Here is a 16,761-nt window from a genome sequence, read left to right as displayed (position 1 = left end):
TCAGCAGTATCTGAAAAACCTGTTTTAGGCGGAGTGTTACATGCAAATTCTGGTCACCGGCGCGAGCGGCTTCACAGGCGGGCGCTTTGCGCGCTTTGCCCTGGAGCAGGGCTTTGACGTTCGGGTCAACGGCCGCCGCGCCGAAGGCGTCGAGCACCTGGTGCGACGCGGCGCGCAGTTCATCCCGGGTGACCTTGGCGATCCGGACCTGGCCCGACGCCTGTGCCAGGGCGTCGAGGCGGTGGTGCATTGCGCCGGTGCGGTGGGCAACTGGGGGCGTTACCAGGACTTTTACCAAGGCAACGTGGTGGTCACTGAAAACGTTGTCGAGGCTTGCCTGAAGGAGCATGTACGGCGCTTGGTGCACCTGTCTTCGCCGTCGATCTATTTCAATGGCCGCTCGCAGCTGGGCATTACTGAAGACCAGGTGCCACGGCGCTTTCATGACCATTACGGGGCCACCAAGCACCTGGCCGAACAGAAGGTCTTCGGCGCCCAGGAGTTTGGCCTCGAAGTGCTGGCCCTGCGTCCGCGCTTTGTCACCGGCGCGGGTGATGTGAGCATCTTCCCGCGCTTGCTGCAGATGCAACGCAAGCGGCGCCTGGCGATCATCGGCAATGGCCTGAACAAGGTCGACTTCACCAGCGTGCAGAACCTCAACGAAGCGCTGATCAGTGCCTTGCTCGCCGATAACGCGGCGCTTGGCCAGGCCTACAACATCAGCAACGGTCATCCCTTGCCGCTGTGGGATGTGGTCAATTATGTGATGCGGCAAATGCACCTGCCGCAAGTCACCCGCTACCGTTCCTACGGCCTGGCCTACAGCCTTGCAGCCTTGAACGAAGGCGCCTGCCTGCTCTGGCCGGGCCGCCCGCAGCCGACCCTGTCACGCTTGGGGATGCAGGTGATGAGCAAGGACTTCACCCTCGACATCAGCCGCGCCCGGCAGTTTCTTGATTACCGCCCCAGCGTCAGCCTGTGGTCGGCACTGGATGAGTTCTGCGGCTGGTGGAAAGCCCAGGACCTTGCGTCCGGCCAGCACTGAACCCGATCACGGCTTTGCGGTCGATCAGTGCGCAGATCAGGCTTTATACTAATGACCATTTGCTATCACCGTGGTTGAAGGGATCCCATGCGTAACAATGCCCCAGATGATTTCGATAACGTACCGACCTTGAGTGCCGGTAGCCGTGACGACGATGATGTTGTCCCGGTTGCCGGCGTGCGTCGTGGCGGTGCGGCGGCCGCGCATGCCCAGCCCAAGGTGGCCAGCAGCGGCCCGTTGTGGGCGTTGCTCGGCGCCTCGTTCATTGCCCTGGCGGGCCTTGGTTGGTGGAGCTTTCAGCAGATTTCGCTGATGGAGCAGCAACTGGTTGCCACCCAGGAGAGCTTTGCCCGCATCAGTGAAGAAGCGGCGGGGCGCCTGCAGGCGATCAGCGGCAAGGTGGCGGCCAGCGAGAGCAGTGTCAGCACCGACAGCGAAGCCCTGAAGCTGCAGATCAGGCAGTTGCAGGCGAGCCTGACCGAGCAGGGCAAGCAACAGCAGGGTGTAGCCGGGCAGACCGGTGACCTGGGTAAACGCCTGGAGCAAGTGCTGGCGCAGGCCAGCGAACAGCAAGCGGCCAATGCCAAATTGCAGGAGCAGTTGCAGGCCCAGCTCAAGCGTGTGAACGAGGAGCTGGCCGCATTGAAGACGGCCCAGGTGGATGGCGGCAAGCTTGAAGGTGAGCTCAAGAGCCTGAACGCTGATGTGGCAGCCTTGAAGAAGCAGGGCAACCCTTCAGCGGCGATTCAGCGCCTGGAGCAGGACCTGATCGTGCTCAAGAGCGAGCAGGAGAACCGCCCGGCGCCGGCGGCCAGCAGCGGTGCCTCGACGGCGGAGTTTGATGCGTTTCGTGGCCAGGTGACGCGCAATATCAATACCCTGCAAAGCCAGGTGCAGAACCTGCAGCAGCAGATCAACGCCCGGCCTTGAGGGCCTCATCGCGTTCAGCACCTACAGCCGCGGATAATCGATGTAACCCACTGGCCCCTTGCCATAGAAGGTCTCCGGATGCGCTTCGTTCAGTGGCGCATCCGCCGCCAGCCGCGCCGGCAGGTCCGGGTTGGCAATGAACGGAATGCCGAAGGCCACCGCATCGGCTTTACCGCTGGCCAGCGCTGTGTTGGCGCTGGCCTTGGTGAAGCGCTCGTTGACGATATACGGGCCGCCAAAGGCTTCTTTGATCAGTGCGCCGATGCTGTCGTCGGCTTCCTTCTCCCGCGAGCAGATGAAGGCGATGCCGCGCTTGCCCAGTTCGCGCGCCACATAAGTGAAAGTCTCGGCGCGGTTGGCGTCGCCCATGTCATGGGAGTCGGCGCGCGGTGCCAGGTGTACACCCACCCGTTGCGCACCCCAGACTTCGCTCACCGCGTCAGTCACTTCCAGCAACAGCCGAGCACGGTTCTCCAGCGAACCGCCGTACTGGTCATCGCGCTGGTTGGTGCTGCTCTGCAGGAACTGGTCGATCAGGTAGCCGTTGGCCGCGTGCACTTCAACGCCATCGAAACCGGCCGCCTTGGCATTCTCGGCGCCGGTACGGTAAGCCTCGACAATGTCGGCGATTTCTGCGGTTTCCAGTGCCCGCGGGGTCGGGTAATCGGCCAGTGGACGCACCAGGCTGACATGGCCTTTGGGCTGGATGGCGCTCGGCGCGACCGGGGTTTCACCATTGAGGTAGCTGGGGTGAGAGATCCGCCCTACGTGCCACAGCTGCAGGAAAATCCGCCCGCCGGCGCCATGCACGGCCTTGGTCACGTTGGTCCAGCCGCGCACCTGGTCGTTGGACCAGATGCCCGGGGTGTCCGGGTAGCCGACGCCCATGGGCGTCACCGAGGTCGCTTCGCTGAGAATCAGCCCGGCGCTGGCGCGCTGCACGTAGTACTCGGCCATCAGTGCGTTGGGCACCCGGCCTTCATCGGCGCGGCAGCGGGTCAGTGGGGCCATGATGATGCGGTTCGGCAGCACGAGGTCGCCGAGGGTGATCGGATCAAAAAGCGTCGTCATAAATACCTCAAGGCTTATCAGTGAGTGGCAGGTGCCAGTTCGGCTTTTTTGCCGCTCTGGCTGAAGGTGATCAGGGTGACGATCAGCGCCAGTACCGCCAGCGCTGCGGCGGCCAGGGGCACGCGGGTCAGGCCCAGGCCCTGGGCGATGACGGTGCCGCCGACCCAGGCGCCAAGGGCGTTGCCCAGGTTGAAGGCGCCGATGTTCAGGGTCGAGACCAGGTTCGGCGCGGCCTTGCCGAAGGTCACCACGTTGACTTGCAGGGCAGGCACGGCGGCAAAGGCGGCGGTGGCCCAGAGGAACAGGGTGATTTCGGCCGGAATCAGCGCGACGCTGGTCCAGCTCAGCACGGTGGAGACCACCGCCATGCTGGCGAACACGCCGACCAGGGTGGCGCCCAGGCGCTTGTCGGCCAGCTTGCCGCCGACGATATTGCCCAGGGTCAGGCCGACGCCGATCAGCAGCAGGGTCCAGGTCACGCCCCGTGGCGAAACGCCGGTGACGTCGCCAAGCAGCGGCGCGACATAGGTGAACAAGGCGAACATCGAGGCTGAGAACAGTACGGTCATCGACAGCGACAGCCAGATGCCGGCGCCTTTGAGCGCAGCCAGTTCGGCGCGCATGTCGAGTTTTTCTTCGTCATGGCGAAACGGCAGGAAGCGGATCAGGCCGATCAAGGCAATCACGCCGATCACGGTTACCGCCCAGAAAGTCGAGCGCCAGCCGTATTCCTGGCCCAGCGCGGTGCCCAGCGGCACACCCAGCACGTTGGCCAGGGTCAGGCCGGTGAACATCAAGGCCACGGCCGAGGCGCGGCGGTTGGCCGGCACCAGGCTGGCCGCGACCACCGAGCCGATTCCGAAGAAGGCACCGTGGCACAGGGCGGTCACCACCCGGGCGAACATCAGCAGGTTGTAGTCGCTGGCCACCGCACACAGCAGGTTGCCGACGATGAACACGCCCATCAGCGCAATCAGCGCCGCTTTACGCGGCAGGCGCGAGGTGGCCAGAGCCATGAACGGCGCACCGATGGCCACGCCCAGGGCGTAACCGGTGACCAGCCAGCCGGCCCCGGGAATCGACACACCCAGGTCTGCCGCCACGTCGGGCAGCAGACCCATGATGACGAACTCGGTGGTACCGATGGCGAAGGCGCTGAGCGCCAGGATTATCAGCGAAAGGGGCATTGCAAGGTCCTTGTCAGAGCTCTTGGCTCATCTGCTGGAGGAAGGCCTGGATGGTTTCCTCGTTGCGTTTGAAAAAATGCCACTGGCCAATCTTCTGGCTGCTGATCAGGCCCGCGCGCTGCAGGGTCGCCAGGTGGGCAGAAACGGTCGACTGCGACAGGCCGCAGCGTTGATCGATTTGCCCGGCACACACACCGTGTTCGGTGCTGTGGTGCTGGTCGGGGAACTGCGCGTCGGGGTCCTTCAGCCAGTTGAGGATTTCTCGCCGTACTGGGTGGGCCAGGGCTTTTATTATTTCGTCGAGATCGAGAGGCATGGTTGGGCTCGTGGTTGTGTAGCGGTATATCGCGATGTGGCGAAATATAAATCGGTATTTCGCGATATACAAATATGATGTGGTTCTGAGTTCAGCGTAAATCGCTATATCGGGTTATAACGATATAGATGCCGGGGTGCTAGAATCCCAGTCCATGAACTACCTCGCACACCTTCACCTCGGCGGTCAGCAGCCCGAGCAATTGCTCGGCAGCCTCTATGGCGATTTCGTCAAAGGGCCGTTGCAGGGGCGCTTTGCCCCGTCGCTGGAAGCGGCGATTCGTTTGCACCGGCAGATCGACGTCTACACCGACAGCCATCCACTGGTGCTGGCGGCGCTGGCGCGTTTTCCGCGGCAGCGGCGGCGTTATGCCGGGATCATCCTCGATGTGTTTTTCGACCACTGCCTGGCCTTGCACTGGCAGGACTACGCTGAGCAGCCATTGGGCCAGTTCACCGACCGCGTGTACCAGGTCCTCGCCGCCGAGCCGGCCTTGCCCGGGCGCCTGGCGCAAATCGCGCCGTACATGGCCGCCGATGACTGGCTGGGGTCTTACCGCGAATTCGCGGTGCTCGAACAAGTGTTTCGCGGCATTGCCCGGCGCCTGTCACGGCCCGAAGGCATGGACGGTGCGATAGAGGAGGTGACGGCGCTGTACCAGCCATTGCTGAATGACTTTCGCAATTTCTACCCAGAGCTTCAGCGCTTTGCCAGGGCCAATACCTAGGCGGCCCTGGCCCGGCGTTGTGGATGGGCAACCGGTTCGCTGCCGAACAGTGCCTGCTGGATTACCTGCTGCGCCTTGAACGCCAGGGCGGCGCGTTCTTCGCCGGCGCTGGCAATTGGCGCGAGCAGATGGATCTCGACCTCGGCGCAATCATTGGCAAACAGCCGGAACAGGTGCGAGAGCAAATCGTCATTACCGATAAACGGTGCGATCGCATCGCTCTGGCCGTTGCGCAGGTAGCGCAGGGCGACCGGCTGCAACGGGGTTTGTGTATCGATGGCACTGGCCAGCAGGCGCCCATGAAAGGTGCGCAGGCTGCGCCCGTCGGTGGTGGTGCCTTCGGGGAAAATCAACAATGCGCTGCCTTGTTGCAGGTGCTGGCTGATCTGCTGGCGCAGCAGCTGGCTGTCGTTACCACCGCGGCGGATAAATAGAGTGCCGGCCTTGAGCGCCAGCCAGCCGGCAATCGGCCAGGTGCGCACTTCGGCCTTGGACAGGAACGACAGCGGCGCAAGCATGCCCAGCAACGGGATGTCGGTCCAGGACACATGGTTGCTGACCCACAGCATCGGTTGCTGCGGCACCTGGCCCACCACCCGCACCTTGAACGGCAGGGCGTTGCTCAGCCTGCCCATGAACAGCTGCGACCAGCGCTGCCGACGCTCGGTCGAGGCCGGTACGCGCAGGCGCTCGTAGAGGGTGAACAGCGCGGCCATGGCCAGGCCGAACAGCACCACCAGCAGCACCCGGACCACGCGCCCATAGACGCGCAGGCGCTGCATCAGACCGCCGCCTTGAAGTGCCGGGCATAGCGCGGGCACAGCTCGTCGCGCTTGAGCAGGATGAACACGTCGGCGACCTGGAAGTCTTCGTCCCAGCACGGCTCGCCGCAGATCTTCGCCCCCAGGCGCATATACGCCTTGAGCAGCGGCGGCATCTCGGCGATGACGTTACCCGGCAGGGCCAGGCTTGGCAGCGGGTTTTTCGGTTCGGCGCGCAGGTGCTCGGTGCACAGGTAACGTTCGCGCAGGCGTTGCATGATCGCATGGGCCTGCACGCCGCCATCCTGCATGGGGATGCTGGCGCAACCCATGAGGTAGCTGTAGCGGCCCTCGTTGAGCACTTCGGCGAGTTCCGCCCAGAGCACGGCGATGGTGCCGCCGTTGCGGTAGGCCGGGTCGACGCAGGTGCGCCCCAGTTCGAGGATTGGCCCTTGCAGGTGGCCGAGGCCGTGCAGGCTGAATTCCTCTTCGCTGTAGAAGCGCCCCAGGCTGCTGGCAGCCTGATGGTCGAGCAGGCGGGTGGTGGCGACCAGGCGCCCGCTGGTCAAGTCGCGCACGCCGATGTGGCGGCAATGAATGTCGTAGTCATCCATGTCCAGGCCCAGTTCGGCGCCTTTGAGCTTGGCCTTGAATTCACCGCTGAATACGCTGAACCTCAGGGCCTGGGCTTCCTGCAGGGCTGCCGGGCCGACCAGGCGTTCGGCTTGCAGACGGCGTTCAGTGCTGTTGTCGCCAGAGCGAGCGATCCGAGTCATTGCGTGTCTCCATAAGCCAGCCATGGGGTTGCGGCCGGTCGACTTTGTTGTGCAAAGTCAGCCTAGGTAGATGCGGTGTCACCCCCGTGAACAATTGGTGATGCTTGTATGACAGCCCCCAAGGAGCGCTTCGATGGCCTGGCTGCAACGACTCAACGACCGACAGCGACACCCCCAGGCGGCCACGCTGGCCGATACCTATTCCACCTTGCTGGCACGCCTGGGCACGGTCAGCCCGTTCGAGCTGGCGGTGCTCGGCGCACGCGCCATGGCCACCCCGGGCCTGGCGTTTCTGCTCGGCTACCAGGCGGCCCTGCGGGTACTGTGGCCGAGCGCGCCGCCGAGCCTCGGCGCCCTGTGCGCCAGCGAGCGGCGCAGCGTGCGTCCGGCCGACATGCAGGTGCGCCTGGATGACCTGCGCCTGAGCGGCAGCAAGGACTTCGTCACCGCCGGGCTGGATGCCGAATGGCTGCTGGTGGCGGCGCGCTGCGAGCCACAAGGGCAGGCGCCTGAGCTGAGCCTGGCGGTGGTTTATGCCGGCGAGCCCGGGGTGCGCCTCGAACCGCTGCCGGCCTTGCCATTGATGCCGGAGGTCGGCCATGCCCGCCTGCACCTGCAAGGGGCGTTGTGCGAACGGCTGGCGGGCGATGGTTGGGATGCCTACGTCAAACCCTTCCGCTCCTTGGAAGACCTCTACGTGCTCAGTGCCCTGTGCGCCTGGCTGTATGGCGTCGGCCAGGAATCGGGCTGGGCGCAAAACCTGCAACTGCGCCTGATCGGCTTGCTCGGCGCCTGTGCCGAAAGCACCCGCCAATGCGCGGAGGCTTCAGCCAGCCATTTATTGCTGGGCGGCCTGTTCGCGCAGTTCAACGCCATGAAGGAGGAGATCAACCAGGCGCTGCTGGCCAGCCCTGGTGAATGGGCAAGCCTGTGGCAGCGCGACCAGGGCCTGCTGGAAATCGCCAGCGCCGCCCGGGCCAAGCGTTTGGCCAAGGCCTGGGCTGCCGCCGGACTGTCATGAAACGCTGGCAGGCTGTGCAAACCCTGGCCTTGAGTAAGCGGCATGAGCAACGTGGCGTGGTGGATGCTGGCGCTGTTGGCCTTGAGCAAGGCCGTGCCAGCGCAGGAGTTGTGGCCTGTACCTGACTGGACCGTTGCGCCCGTGGCCAACCGTAGCGCCTGGCAGGCGGTGGAGCGTTATGCCTTCGCCCCTCGCGATGATCAGCAGCGCCAGGGCGTACGCACCGACGCGCTGCTGGTGATCGCCGACGGGCGCATTGTCTATGAACGCTATGCCGCGCCCAGCAGCGCTGCAACCGCGCACCTGACCTGGTCGATCAGCAAGAGCGTGCTGGCGACCCTGCTCGGCGTCGCCCACGGCGAAGGCCGCTTTGACCTGCACGATCCGCTGGCGCGTTTCTACCCGCCGATGCGCGCCCATCCCCAGGTGCGCATCGAAGACCTGCTGCACTGGGCCAGCGGCCTGGACTGGCAGGAAGTTTACGAGTACGCGCCGCTCAAGTCGTCGGTGGTGGCAATGCTCTATACCCGCGGGCGCGGCGACATGGCCGGCTACACCGCAGCCAGACCCGAAGCGGCCAGCGCCGGGCAGCGTTTTCTTTACTCCAGTGGCGACAGCAATGTGCTGGCGGCGGCCTTGCGCGGCATGCTCGGCGAAGCTGACTATGCGAATTATCCCTGGCACGCCTTGTTCGAGCCCCTGGGCATCAGCAGTGCGGTCTGGGAGCGTGACGCTAAAAACACCCTGGTGGGTTCCTCCTACCTGTACATGAGCGCCCGCGACCTGGCCCGTATCGGCCTGTTGATGCTGCGCGAAGGTCGCTGGCAGTCGCGCCAGCTACTGTCCAGCGACTGGGTGGCGTTCAATCGCCAGCCGTTCCTGCCGGCCACCGCCCAGCCGGGTGAAGCCAACCCGGGTGGGCACTGGTGGCTCAACCAGCCGCTGCCCGGCAGTCCGCGACCCTGGCCGGATGCGCCGGCCGATACCTACGCAGCCCTCGGGCACTGGGGGCAGGCGCTGTATGTGCTGCCGGCGCAGAAGCTGGTGATCGTGCGCTACGCCGATGATCGCGATGCCAGTTACGCCCACAACGAACTGCTCAAGCGGGTACTGGCTGCGGTCGATGAGGTGCGGCCATGAAGCGCGTGTTGCTGGTGCTGGTGCTGCTGGCTGGCGCCTGGGCCTGGTATGAGCGCCAGGCACTGATGGATTTCCCAGGCATTCTCAGTGCCTACTCGGCCAAGGAGTACTGCTCGTGCCGTTATGTCATGGGTTTCGATCCGCAGTACTGTCGCAGCTACGTGCAGCAGTACCTGCCGCTCAGCCGCCTGGACGAAGACGCGCAGCAGCGGCTGATCAGCGCTGCCGGCCTGGGGGTGGAGAATCATGCGCAGTGGCTGGGGCCGCGCGAGGGCTGTCGCTTGCTGCCGTGAAGACAGCCGGGTAAGGTTGACGACCATTGTGTTACAGGATTTCACATGTTCAGTCTGCCGCGTCTTCTGCTTGCCCTGCTGGTCGTCTTGAGTCTCCCTGCCCAGGCCAACTGGCACCTGGACGGCGAATCGTCGCGCCTGTCGTTCGTCTCCAGCAAGAATGGCGACACCGCCGAGGTGCATCGCTTCCTCGTCCTGCATGGCAAAGTCGATCGCAAGGGCGCCGCCGAGCTGCTGATCGAGATGGACTCCAACAGCAGCAGTGTGCCGCTGCGTGACGAGCGCATGCGCAAGGAACTGTTCGAGTTCAGCAAATTTCCCGAGGCCAAGGTCAACGCACAGATCGACCTGCGTCCGATCAACGACCTGGCCAATGGCGCCCAGGTCGAACTGCGCCTGCCGGTGACGGTCAGCCTGCATGGCAAGCAGCACAGCTACAGCGCCCTGTTGCTGGCGACCCGCCTGGATGAGCGGCGCTTTCAGGTGGTCACCCTGGAGCCGTTGATGCTGCGCGCCGATGATTTCGATCTGCTCCCAGGCCTTGCCACCCTGCGCAAGCTGGCCGGGCTCAAGTCCATCAGCCCGTCGGTGCCGGTGGCTGCGGTGCTGATCTTTACGGCGCGCTGATATGGCCGGACCGGTCTTTCCCTGGCGCGATGGCAATCAGTTCGAGCTATTGATCGACGGTCCCGAGTTTTTCCCGCGCATGCTTACCGCAATCGTGCGCGCCGAGCACCAGGTGGACCTAGAGCTGTACCTGGTGGAGGCGGGCGCCTGCGCCGAAACCATGGTCCAGGCCCTGGTGCAGGCCGCCGAGCGCGGTGTGCAAGTGCGTTGCCTGTTCGATGACTACGGCTCGCTGGCTTTTACCCTGAGCCTGCGCCAGCGCTTGCTGGCCGCTGGCGTCGAGCTGCGCTGGTACAACCGCTTGCGCTGGCGCCGGGGCTTGCGCAACCTGTATCGCGATCACCGCAAGCTGCTGCTGGTCGACCAGCGCTGGGCGGTGGTCGGCGGCACCGGCGTTACCGACCAGTTCTGGACGCCCACTGAAGACGTCAGCGAATGGCACGAAGTGATGGTGCAGATGCAAGGCCCGTTGGTGGCCGACTGGCAGATGCTCTTCGACCGCCAGTGGCGGGCCAACCTGCGCCGCACCGCCTGGCGGCCGCCAACCCACTTCGGCCTGCCGCGTTTGCCGCCGATCCCGCTCAGTGGCGCCGGCCTGGGCCGCGTGGCCTATGCCGACGCCCGCCAGCACCGGGACATTCTGCAGTCGCTGGTGCGTGCGCTGAACAGCGGCCAGCGGCGCATCTGGCTGGCCACGCCGTACTTCTTGCCGACCTGGAAAGTGCGCCGTTCCCTGCGCCGTGCTGCTTCCCGCGGCGTCGATGTGCGTTTGCTGCTGACCGGGCCGCGTACCGATCACCCGTCGGTGCGGTATGCCGGCCATCGCTATTACCCGCGGCTGTTGCGCGCCGGGGTGAAGATCTTCGAGTACCAGCCGTGCTTCCTGCACCTGAAGATGGTGCTGGTGGATGACTGGGTGAGCATCGGCTCGTGCAACTTCGACCACTGGAACCTGCGCTTCAACCTCGAAGCCAACGTCGAAGCCATCGACCCACCCCTGACCGCCGACGTGGCGGCGAGCTTTGAGCGCGACTTTGCCCAGAGCCTGGCCGTGGACCTTGCCCACTGGCATGCGCGACCGTTGTGGAAGCGGGTGCAGCAACGCTTGTGGGGCTGGCTCGACCGGCTGGTGGTCAACCTGCTCGATCGGCGCGATTGAGCCTGAGGCCGGTTGGCGGTCTATGGTGACCTTGTTCGCCAGCGATGAGGCCCGTACAGGCAATAAAAAAGCGGCAGGGGAGTAATCCACCTGCCGCTTTCTTGTACCAGCAAACCCTGAGGCTTACTTCACTTCCACCGCCAGGCTTTCAGCGATCTTGTGCTGCCAGATCGCAGGGCCGGTGATGTGTACCGACTCGCCGTTGCTGTCGACCGCGACGGTGACCGGCATGTCCTTGACCTCGAACTCGTAGATCGCTTCCATGCCCAGTTCGGCAAAGGCCAGGACCTTGGACTTCTTGATCGCCTGGGCCACCAGGTAGGCAGCGCCGCCGACGGCCATCAGGTACACGGCCTTGTTGTCCTTGATCGCTTCGATGGCGGTCGGGCCGCGCTCGGATTTGCCGATCATGCCCAACAGGCCGGTCTGCTCGAGGATCTGCCGGGTGAACTTGTCCATCCGCGTTGCGGTGGTCGGGCCGGCCGGGCCAACCACTTCGTCACCGACCGGATCAACCGGGCCGACGTAGTAGATGAAGCGACCCTTGAGGTCGACCGGCAGTTCTTCACCCTTGTTGAGCATCTCGACCATGCGCTTGTGCGCAGCGTCGCGACCGGTGAGCATCTTGCCGTTGAGCAGGATGGTCTCGCCCGGCTTCCAGCTCTGCACGTCTTCCGGGGTCAGGGTGTCGAGGTTGACGCGGCGGGCCGATGGGCCGGCTTCCCAGACGATCTCCGGGTAGGCGTCCAGCGATGGCGCTTCCAGGTCGGCCGGGCCGGAACCGTCGAGCACGAAATGGGCGTGACGGGTGGCGGCGCAGTTGGGGATCATGCACACCGGCAACGAGGCGGCGTGGGTCGGGTAATCCATGATCTTGACGTCGAGCACGGTGGTCAGGCCGCCCAGGCCCTGGGCGCCGATACCCAGCTGGTTGACCTTGTCGAACAGTTCCAGGCGGATCTCTTCGATGCGGTTCTGCGGGCCACGGGCCTTGAGCTCGTGGATGTCGATGGACTCCATCAAGACTTCCTTGGCCATCACCGCGGCTTTCTCGGCGGTACCGCCGATGCCGATACCGAGCATGCCCGGTGGGCACCAGCCGGCACCCATGGTCGGAACGGTCTTGAGTACCCAGTCGACAATCGAGTCGGACGGGTTGAGCATGGCCATCTTCGACTTGTTCTCGGAGCCGCCGCCCTTGGCCGCTACGTCCACTTCCACGGTGTTGCCCGGGACGATGGAGTAGTGGATGACCGCCGGGGTGTTGTCCTTGGTGTTCTTACGCGCGCCGGCCGGGTCGGCCAGGATGGATGCACGCAGGACGTTTTCCGGCAGGTTATAGGCGCGGCGCACGCCTTCGTTGATCATGTCGTCCAGGCTCATGGTCGCGCCGTCCCAGCGCACATCCATACCGACGCGCACGAACACGGTAACGATACCGGTGTCCTGGCAGATCGGCCGGTGGCCGGTGGCGCACATGCGCGAGTTGATCAGGATCTGGGCGATGGAATCGCGCGCAGCCGGCGACTCTTCACGCAGATAGGCCTCATGCATGGCCTGGATGAAATCAACGGGGTGGTAGTACGAAATGAACTGCAGGGCGTCGGCAACGCTCTGAATCAGGTCGTCTTGCTTGATCACGGTCATGCAGCGCGCTCCTCTTAAAGACGGGAACATTCATTAAGGTATTCCGACGCGGACTGGCCGAGGTGTCGAAACGACCTTCAACAGGCGCCAACGCAAGGCTGTCGGCGCAAAAAAGGCGCGGCAGTATAGCGCGCATCCGCGGTTGGCACACGTACCAAAGGTCCCCACCAAGGTCGGCAGTGGCCGGGCACTGTTCTTGCTTGAATGCCTGTCAGGGCCGATATGTGCAAACATGGCAATTATTCTTCACACACCCTAAAGTGGCGGTTGGCCATGCCTTATTCCTCTGCCCTGGCCAGAGCACGGTGAGCCACCTGTGACCGAAACAGCGCTGCAGAAGCTTCTCCTCAAACGTTTTCTCATGGCGGCCGGCACCTATCTGTTGGTGCTGGCGCTGGTCTGGGTTGCGCTGTTGAATGGCCATCTGCAAGCCTCCCTGGATGTCTTGTTGCTGGGCAGCGGCTTGTTGCTGATGAGCCAGTTGCTGCTCGGCTGGGTGTTTGCCAGTGGCCGCAACCTGCGCTTTGGCGACCCGAGCCTGACCGAATTCCAGGTGTTGCTGGCGATTGCCTGGCAAACCTGGCTGCTGGCCCAGCTTGACCAGGGCCGCGGTACTTTTCTGATGTTTTATCCGTTGATTCTGATGTTCGGCCTGTTTCACCTGAGGGGGCGGGTGTTCGTGCGCTGCGCGCTGCTGGTGCTGTGCAGCTTCTTCGGCCTGATTGCCTGGGAGGCCTGGCAGGTGCCGCATTTCGCCGGTTCGCTGCTGGCGTTGCAGGCCAGTGCCTTGCTGGTGGTGCTGTGCTGGTTGTGCCTGTATGCCCGCTATGTGCAGGCCGCTCGCCAGCGCATGCGCCAACGCCGCTATGCCTTGCAAGCCCATCAGGACACCTTGCGCGGCATGATGCGCCAGCTTGAAGACCTGGTGGCCACCGACGAACTGACCGGGCTGTTCAACCGTCGGCATTTTCTCAGTCTGGCCAGCCGCGAGCTTGCGCACATGCGCGCAGACAGCAGCCACGGCCTGGCGTTGATCGACCTCGATCATTTCAAGCGCATCAACGATGTCTATGGGCATGCCGCCGGCGACCAGGTGCTGCAAGCCTTCGCCTCGATCGCCAGCGATTGCCTGGGCGACACTGCGGTGCTGGCCCGTTACGGTGGCGAAGAGTTCGTGCTGTTGCTGCCCGATTGCAGCCAAGCGCAGCTGTTCAGCTGTTGTGAACGCTTGCGCAAGGCCTTTGCCCTGGCCCAGCCGCCAGCGGTCGGCTTGCGCGTCGAACCGTTAAGCCTGTCGGCCGGGCTGACCCTGTTGGCGCCTGGCGATGATCTCGATGACGCCTTGCAACGTGCCGATCAGGCCTTGTACCGGGCCAAACACTGTGGGCGCAACCGCTGCCTGGCCGCCTGGGAGGCCGTCGATGCCTGAGTTGCGGGTCGCTGAGCGACAATGGCAGGTGGCCGCGGGCAGCAACCTGCTCGATGCCCTTAATGATGCCGGGCTGGCGGTGCCCTACAGTTGCCGTGCCGGCAGCTGCCACGCCTGCCTGGTGCGCTGCCTGCAAGGCCGGCCGGGGGATGCCCGGCCCGATGCCCTGGCGGCGGACAAACGCCAGCAAGGTTGGCGCCTGGCGTGCCAATGCAGTGTCGAAGAAGATTTGCAGGTGGCCTTGTTCGACCCGCTCGCAGATGGCCTGCCGGCCGAGGTCAGCGGCCTCGACTGGCTAAGCCCGACGGTGCTGCGCCTGCGGCTTGAGCCGCAAAGGGCACTACGCTACCAGGCCGGCCAGCACCTGGTGTTGTGGAGCCCGAACGGGGTCGCCCGACCTTATTCGCTGGCGAGCCTGCCGGGGGAGGACGGCTTTCTCGAGTTTCACCTCGATTGCCGGCGACCCGGTGCCTTCTGCGATGCCGCCCGGCAACTGACTATCGGTTCGACGTTGCGCTTGGGCGAGTTGCGCGGCGGCGCCTTGCATTACGATCCGGACTGGCAGGAGCGCCCGTTGTGGCTGCTGGCCGCCGGCACTGGCCTGGCGCCGTTATGGGGGATTGTGCGCGAAGCCTTGCGCCAGGAACACCACGGCCCGATTCGCCTGCTGCACCTGGCCCATGACCAGCAGGAGCACTATCTGGCGCAGGCATTGATGGCGCTTGCCAGCCGGCACCCGCAGTTGCAGGTCGAGCTGCTGACCCCGCCGCAGTTGCCCCAGGCTCTGGCGGCGCTACGCCTGCCGTCACGCCAGACTGTGACCCTGGCCTGTGGCTCGGCGGCCAGTGTCGAGCAGTTTGCCCGGCGCATGTTTCTCGCCGGCCTGCCGCGCAATCAGTTGCTTGCCGATGTGTTCACCGGCCACGCCTGATTCCAGCAGGCAAAAAAAAGCCCCGCAGCACAGGCTACGGGGCTTTGTTCAGCAGGGCCTGAGCATCAGACCAGCGAATCACCGACGTGCAGGATCTTCATGCCGTTGGTACCACCGATGGTGTGGTAGCTGTCGCCTTTGGTCAGGATCGCCCAGTCACCTGGCTCGACCGCGCCGCGCTGCAGCAACTCGTCGACTGCCGCCTGGCTGACTTTCTCCGCCGGCAGGGCTGCCGGATCGAAAGCCACCGGGTACACGCCACGGAACATCGCAGCGCGAGCCAGGGTGGCGCGGTGCGGCGAGAACGCGTAGATCGGCACCGAGGAACGCAGGCGCGACATGATCAGCGGGGTGTAGCCACTTTCGGTGAGGGCGATGATCGCCTTGACGCCGGGGAAGTGGTTGGCGGTGTACATGGCCGCCAGGGCGATGCTTTCGTCGCAGCGCTCGAAGCGGGTGTGCAGACGGTGGCTGGACTTCTGGCTGGTCGGGTGCTTTTCCGCGCCCAGGCAGATGCGTGCCATGGCCTGTACTGCTTCGATCGGGTAGGCGCCGGCGGCGCTTTCGGCCGAGAGCATCACCGCATCGGTGTTGTCCAGCACGGCGTTGGCCACGTCGGACACTTCGGCGCGGGTCGGCATCGGGTTCTGGATCATCGACTCCATCATCTGGGTCGCCACGATCACCGCCTTGTTGTTGCGGCGGGCGTGCTGGATGATCTTCTTCTGGATCGCGATCAGCTCGGCATCGCCGATTTCCACGCCCAGGTCGCCACGGGCAACCATGACCGCGTCACTGGCGGCGATCAGGCCGTCGAGGGTCTCGTCATCGGCGACCGCTTCGGCGCGCTCGATCTTGGCCACCAGCCAGGCGCTACCGCCGGCTTCGTCGCGCAGGCGACGGGCGTATTCCATGTCGCAGGCGTCGCGCGGGAAGGAAACGGCCAGGTAGTCCAGGTCCATTTCGGCTGCCAGCTTGATGTCGGCCTTGTCTTTTTCGGTCAGCGCCGGAGCTGTCAGGCCGCCGCCGCGACGGTTGATGCCTTTATGGTCGGACAGCGGGCCGCCGATCAGCACTTCGCAGTGCAGGGCGTCGGCGGTGGCGCTGGTTACGCGCATGACCACGCGGCCGTCGTCGAGCAGCAGTTCATCACCGACGCCGCAGTCCTTGACCAGGTCCGGATAGTCGATGCCGACGATATCCTGGGTGCCTTCGGTCAGCGGATGGGCGGTGGAGAAGGTGAAGCGGTCACCGACCTTGAGTTCGATACGCTTGTTGCTGAACTTGGCGATACGGATCTTCGGCCCTTGCAGGTCACCGAGCAGCGCCACGTGGCGGCCCAGGCGGGCAGCGATATCGCGGATCAGGCGCGCGCGAGCCTTGTGCTCGTCAGGCGTGCCGTGGGAGAAGTTCAGGCGAGCGACATCCAGGCCGGCGAGGATCAGTTGCTCGATCACTTCCGGCGAGTTGCTGGCGGGGCCAAGGGTGGCGACGATTTTGGTACGGCGGATGGTCATGCACAGACTCCTATAGTGAAGCGCAGCGAAAGGCTACTCCGGAAAATCGCTGTAGTCATTGTTCCTTTGCACTACCTGGCGGTTAGCGCGAGTGGCATTTGAACGGCCGCTGGTGTGGGAGCGGGCTTGACCCGCGATGAGGCCAGTGCAGCCAGCCATGTCTACAGATTTTCCGCACAAAGCC

At 64.5% G+C, this 16,761-nt stretch carries 17 protein-coding genes; 10 read left to right on the top strand and 7 right to left on the bottom strand.

Going from position 1 to position 16,761, the window contains the following annotated elements:
• Nucleotides 1-40 precede the first annotated feature (40 nt).
• Nucleotides 41-1,045, top strand: coding sequence for an NAD(P)-dependent oxidoreductase (locus LOY22_RS21670; protein WP_258594766.1), 1,005 nt, complete (start codon nucleotides 41-43; stop codon nucleotides 1,043-1,045).
• Nucleotides 1,046-1,132: 87 nt separating this feature from the next.
• Complete coding sequence (locus tag LOY22_RS21665) at nucleotides 1,133-1,975, top strand: hypothetical protein (RefSeq protein ID WP_045197411.1); 843 nt, start codon at nucleotides 1,133-1,135, stop codon at nucleotides 1,973-1,975.
• Nucleotides 1,976-1,996: 21 nt separating this feature from the next.
• Here LOY22_RS21665 and LOY22_RS21660 read toward each other — a convergent pair whose 3' ends face one another.
• From LOY22_RS21660 to LOY22_RS21650, 3 genes are read right to left on the bottom strand one after another with little or no spacing between them, the layout of a single operon-like run.
• A complete protein-coding gene (locus LOY22_RS21660; protein ID WP_093379878.1) occupies nucleotides 1,997-3,046 on the bottom strand; it encodes an alkene reductase in 1,050 nt (349 codons plus the stop codon).
• Between the two features lie 17 nt (nucleotides 3,047-3,063).
• Nucleotides 3,064-4,233: an MFS transporter gene (locus tag LOY22_RS21655; protein WP_093379882.1), complete on the bottom strand. Its 1,170-nt coding sequence runs from the start codon at nucleotides 4,231-4,233 to the stop codon at nucleotides 3,064-3,066.
• A 13-nt stretch (nucleotides 4,234-4,246) separates the two neighbouring features.
• Nucleotides 4,247-4,549: a helix-turn-helix transcriptional regulator gene (locus LOY22_RS21650; RefSeq protein WP_038998919.1), complete on the bottom strand. Its 303-nt coding sequence runs from the start codon at nucleotides 4,547-4,549 to the stop codon at nucleotides 4,247-4,249.
• 154 nt (nucleotides 4,550-4,703) lie between these two features.
• Here LOY22_RS21650 and LOY22_RS21645 point away from each other — a divergent pair, with 154 nt between their 5' ends.
• Complete coding sequence (locus LOY22_RS21645; RefSeq protein WP_093379886.1) at nucleotides 4,704-5,276, top strand: ACP phosphodiesterase; 573 nt, start codon at nucleotides 4,704-4,706, stop codon at nucleotides 5,274-5,276.
• Here the strand turns inward: LOY22_RS21645 and LOY22_RS21640 are convergent.
• Both LOY22_RS21640 and olsB read right to left on the bottom strand, forming a co-directional pair.
• The gene (locus tag LOY22_RS21640) at nucleotides 5,273-6,058 is read right to left on the bottom strand and encodes a 1-acyl-sn-glycerol-3-phosphate acyltransferase (protein ID WP_258594763.1); all 786 of its coding nucleotides are present in this window, start codon (nucleotides 6,056-6,058) and stop codon (nucleotides 5,273-5,275) included. The genes LOY22_RS21645 and LOY22_RS21640 overlap by 4 nt on opposite strands.
• Complete coding sequence (gene olsB, locus LOY22_RS21635) at nucleotides 6,058-6,813, bottom strand: L-ornithine N(alpha)-acyltransferase (protein ID WP_093379894.1); 756 nt, start codon at nucleotides 6,811-6,813, stop codon at nucleotides 6,058-6,060. The genes LOY22_RS21640 and olsB overlap by 1 nt, the downstream gene beginning before the upstream one ends.
• Nucleotides 6,814-6,946: 133 nt before the next feature.
• Between olsB and LOY22_RS21630 the strand changes: the two genes are divergently transcribed.
• The 5 genes from LOY22_RS21630 (at nucleotide 6,947) to LOY22_RS21610 (ending at nucleotide 11,053) form a co-directional block, all read left to right on the top strand.
• A complete protein-coding gene (locus tag LOY22_RS21630; RefSeq protein ID WP_093379897.1) occupies nucleotides 6,947-7,834 on the top strand; it encodes an acyl-CoA dehydrogenase in 888 nt (295 codons plus the stop codon).
• A gap of 63 nt (nucleotides 7,835-7,897) precedes the next feature.
• Nucleotides 7,898-8,974: a serine hydrolase domain-containing protein gene (locus LOY22_RS21625; RefSeq protein WP_408980604.1), complete on the top strand. Its 1,077-nt coding sequence runs from the start codon at nucleotides 7,898-7,900 to the stop codon at nucleotides 8,972-8,974.
• Entirely contained in the window at nucleotides 8,971-9,267 is a 297-nt protein-coding gene (locus LOY22_RS21620; RefSeq protein WP_045197425.1) for a hypothetical protein, read from the top strand. Before LOY22_RS21625 ends, LOY22_RS21620 begins: the two co-directional genes overlap by 4 nt.
• Before the next feature lie 45 nt (nucleotides 9,268-9,312).
• Nucleotides 9,313-9,894: a YceI family protein gene (locus LOY22_RS21615; RefSeq protein WP_045197427.1), complete on the top strand. Its 582-nt coding sequence runs from the start codon at nucleotides 9,313-9,315 to the stop codon at nucleotides 9,892-9,894.
• A gap of 1 nt (nucleotide 9,895) precedes the next feature.
• Complete coding sequence (locus LOY22_RS21610; RefSeq protein WP_213603354.1) at nucleotides 9,896-11,053, top strand: phosphatidylserine/phosphatidylglycerophosphate/cardiolipin synthase family protein; 1,158 nt, start codon at nucleotides 9,896-9,898, stop codon at nucleotides 11,051-11,053.
• A gap of 123 nt (nucleotides 11,054-11,176) precedes the next feature.
• Here the strand turns inward: LOY22_RS21610 and LOY22_RS21605 are convergent, their stop codons facing one another.
• Nucleotides 11,177-12,700, bottom strand: a complete 1,524-nt coding sequence (locus LOY22_RS21605) for a fumarate hydratase (RefSeq protein WP_045197431.1) — start codon at nucleotides 12,698-12,700, stop codon at nucleotides 11,177-11,179.
• Nucleotides 12,701-13,016: 316 nt separating this feature from the next.
• On the opposite strand from LOY22_RS21605, the gene LOY22_RS21600 reads away from it, so the two are divergent.
• A complete protein-coding gene (locus LOY22_RS21600) occupies nucleotides 13,017-14,129 on the top strand; it encodes a diguanylate cyclase (protein WP_045197434.1) in 1,113 nt (370 codons plus the stop codon).
• Nucleotides 14,122-15,060 carry an iron-sulfur-binding ferredoxin reductase gene (locus LOY22_RS21595; RefSeq protein WP_258594757.1) on the top strand — a complete coding sequence of 313 codons (939 nt, stop codon included), beginning with the start codon at nucleotides 14,122-14,124 and terminating at the stop codon, nucleotides 15,058-15,060. The genes LOY22_RS21600 and LOY22_RS21595 overlap by 8 nt, the downstream gene beginning before the upstream one ends.
• Before the next feature lie 65 nt (nucleotides 15,061-15,125).
• Here the strand turns inward: LOY22_RS21595 and pyk are convergent, their stop codons facing one another.
• A complete protein-coding gene (gene pyk, locus LOY22_RS21590) occupies nucleotides 15,126-16,577 on the bottom strand; it encodes a pyruvate kinase (RefSeq protein WP_045197438.1) in 1,452 nt (483 codons plus the stop codon).
• Nucleotides 16,578-16,761: the final 184 nt, after the last annotated feature.

Source organism: Pseudomonas sp. B21-035 (genome assembly GCF_024748945.1).
Taxonomy (GTDB): domain Bacteria; phylum Pseudomonadota; class Gammaproteobacteria; order Pseudomonadales; family Pseudomonadaceae; genus Aquipseudomonas.
Note: the sequence above shows the minus strand (reverse complement) of the source record. Positions and strands in the feature narration are given on the sequence as shown.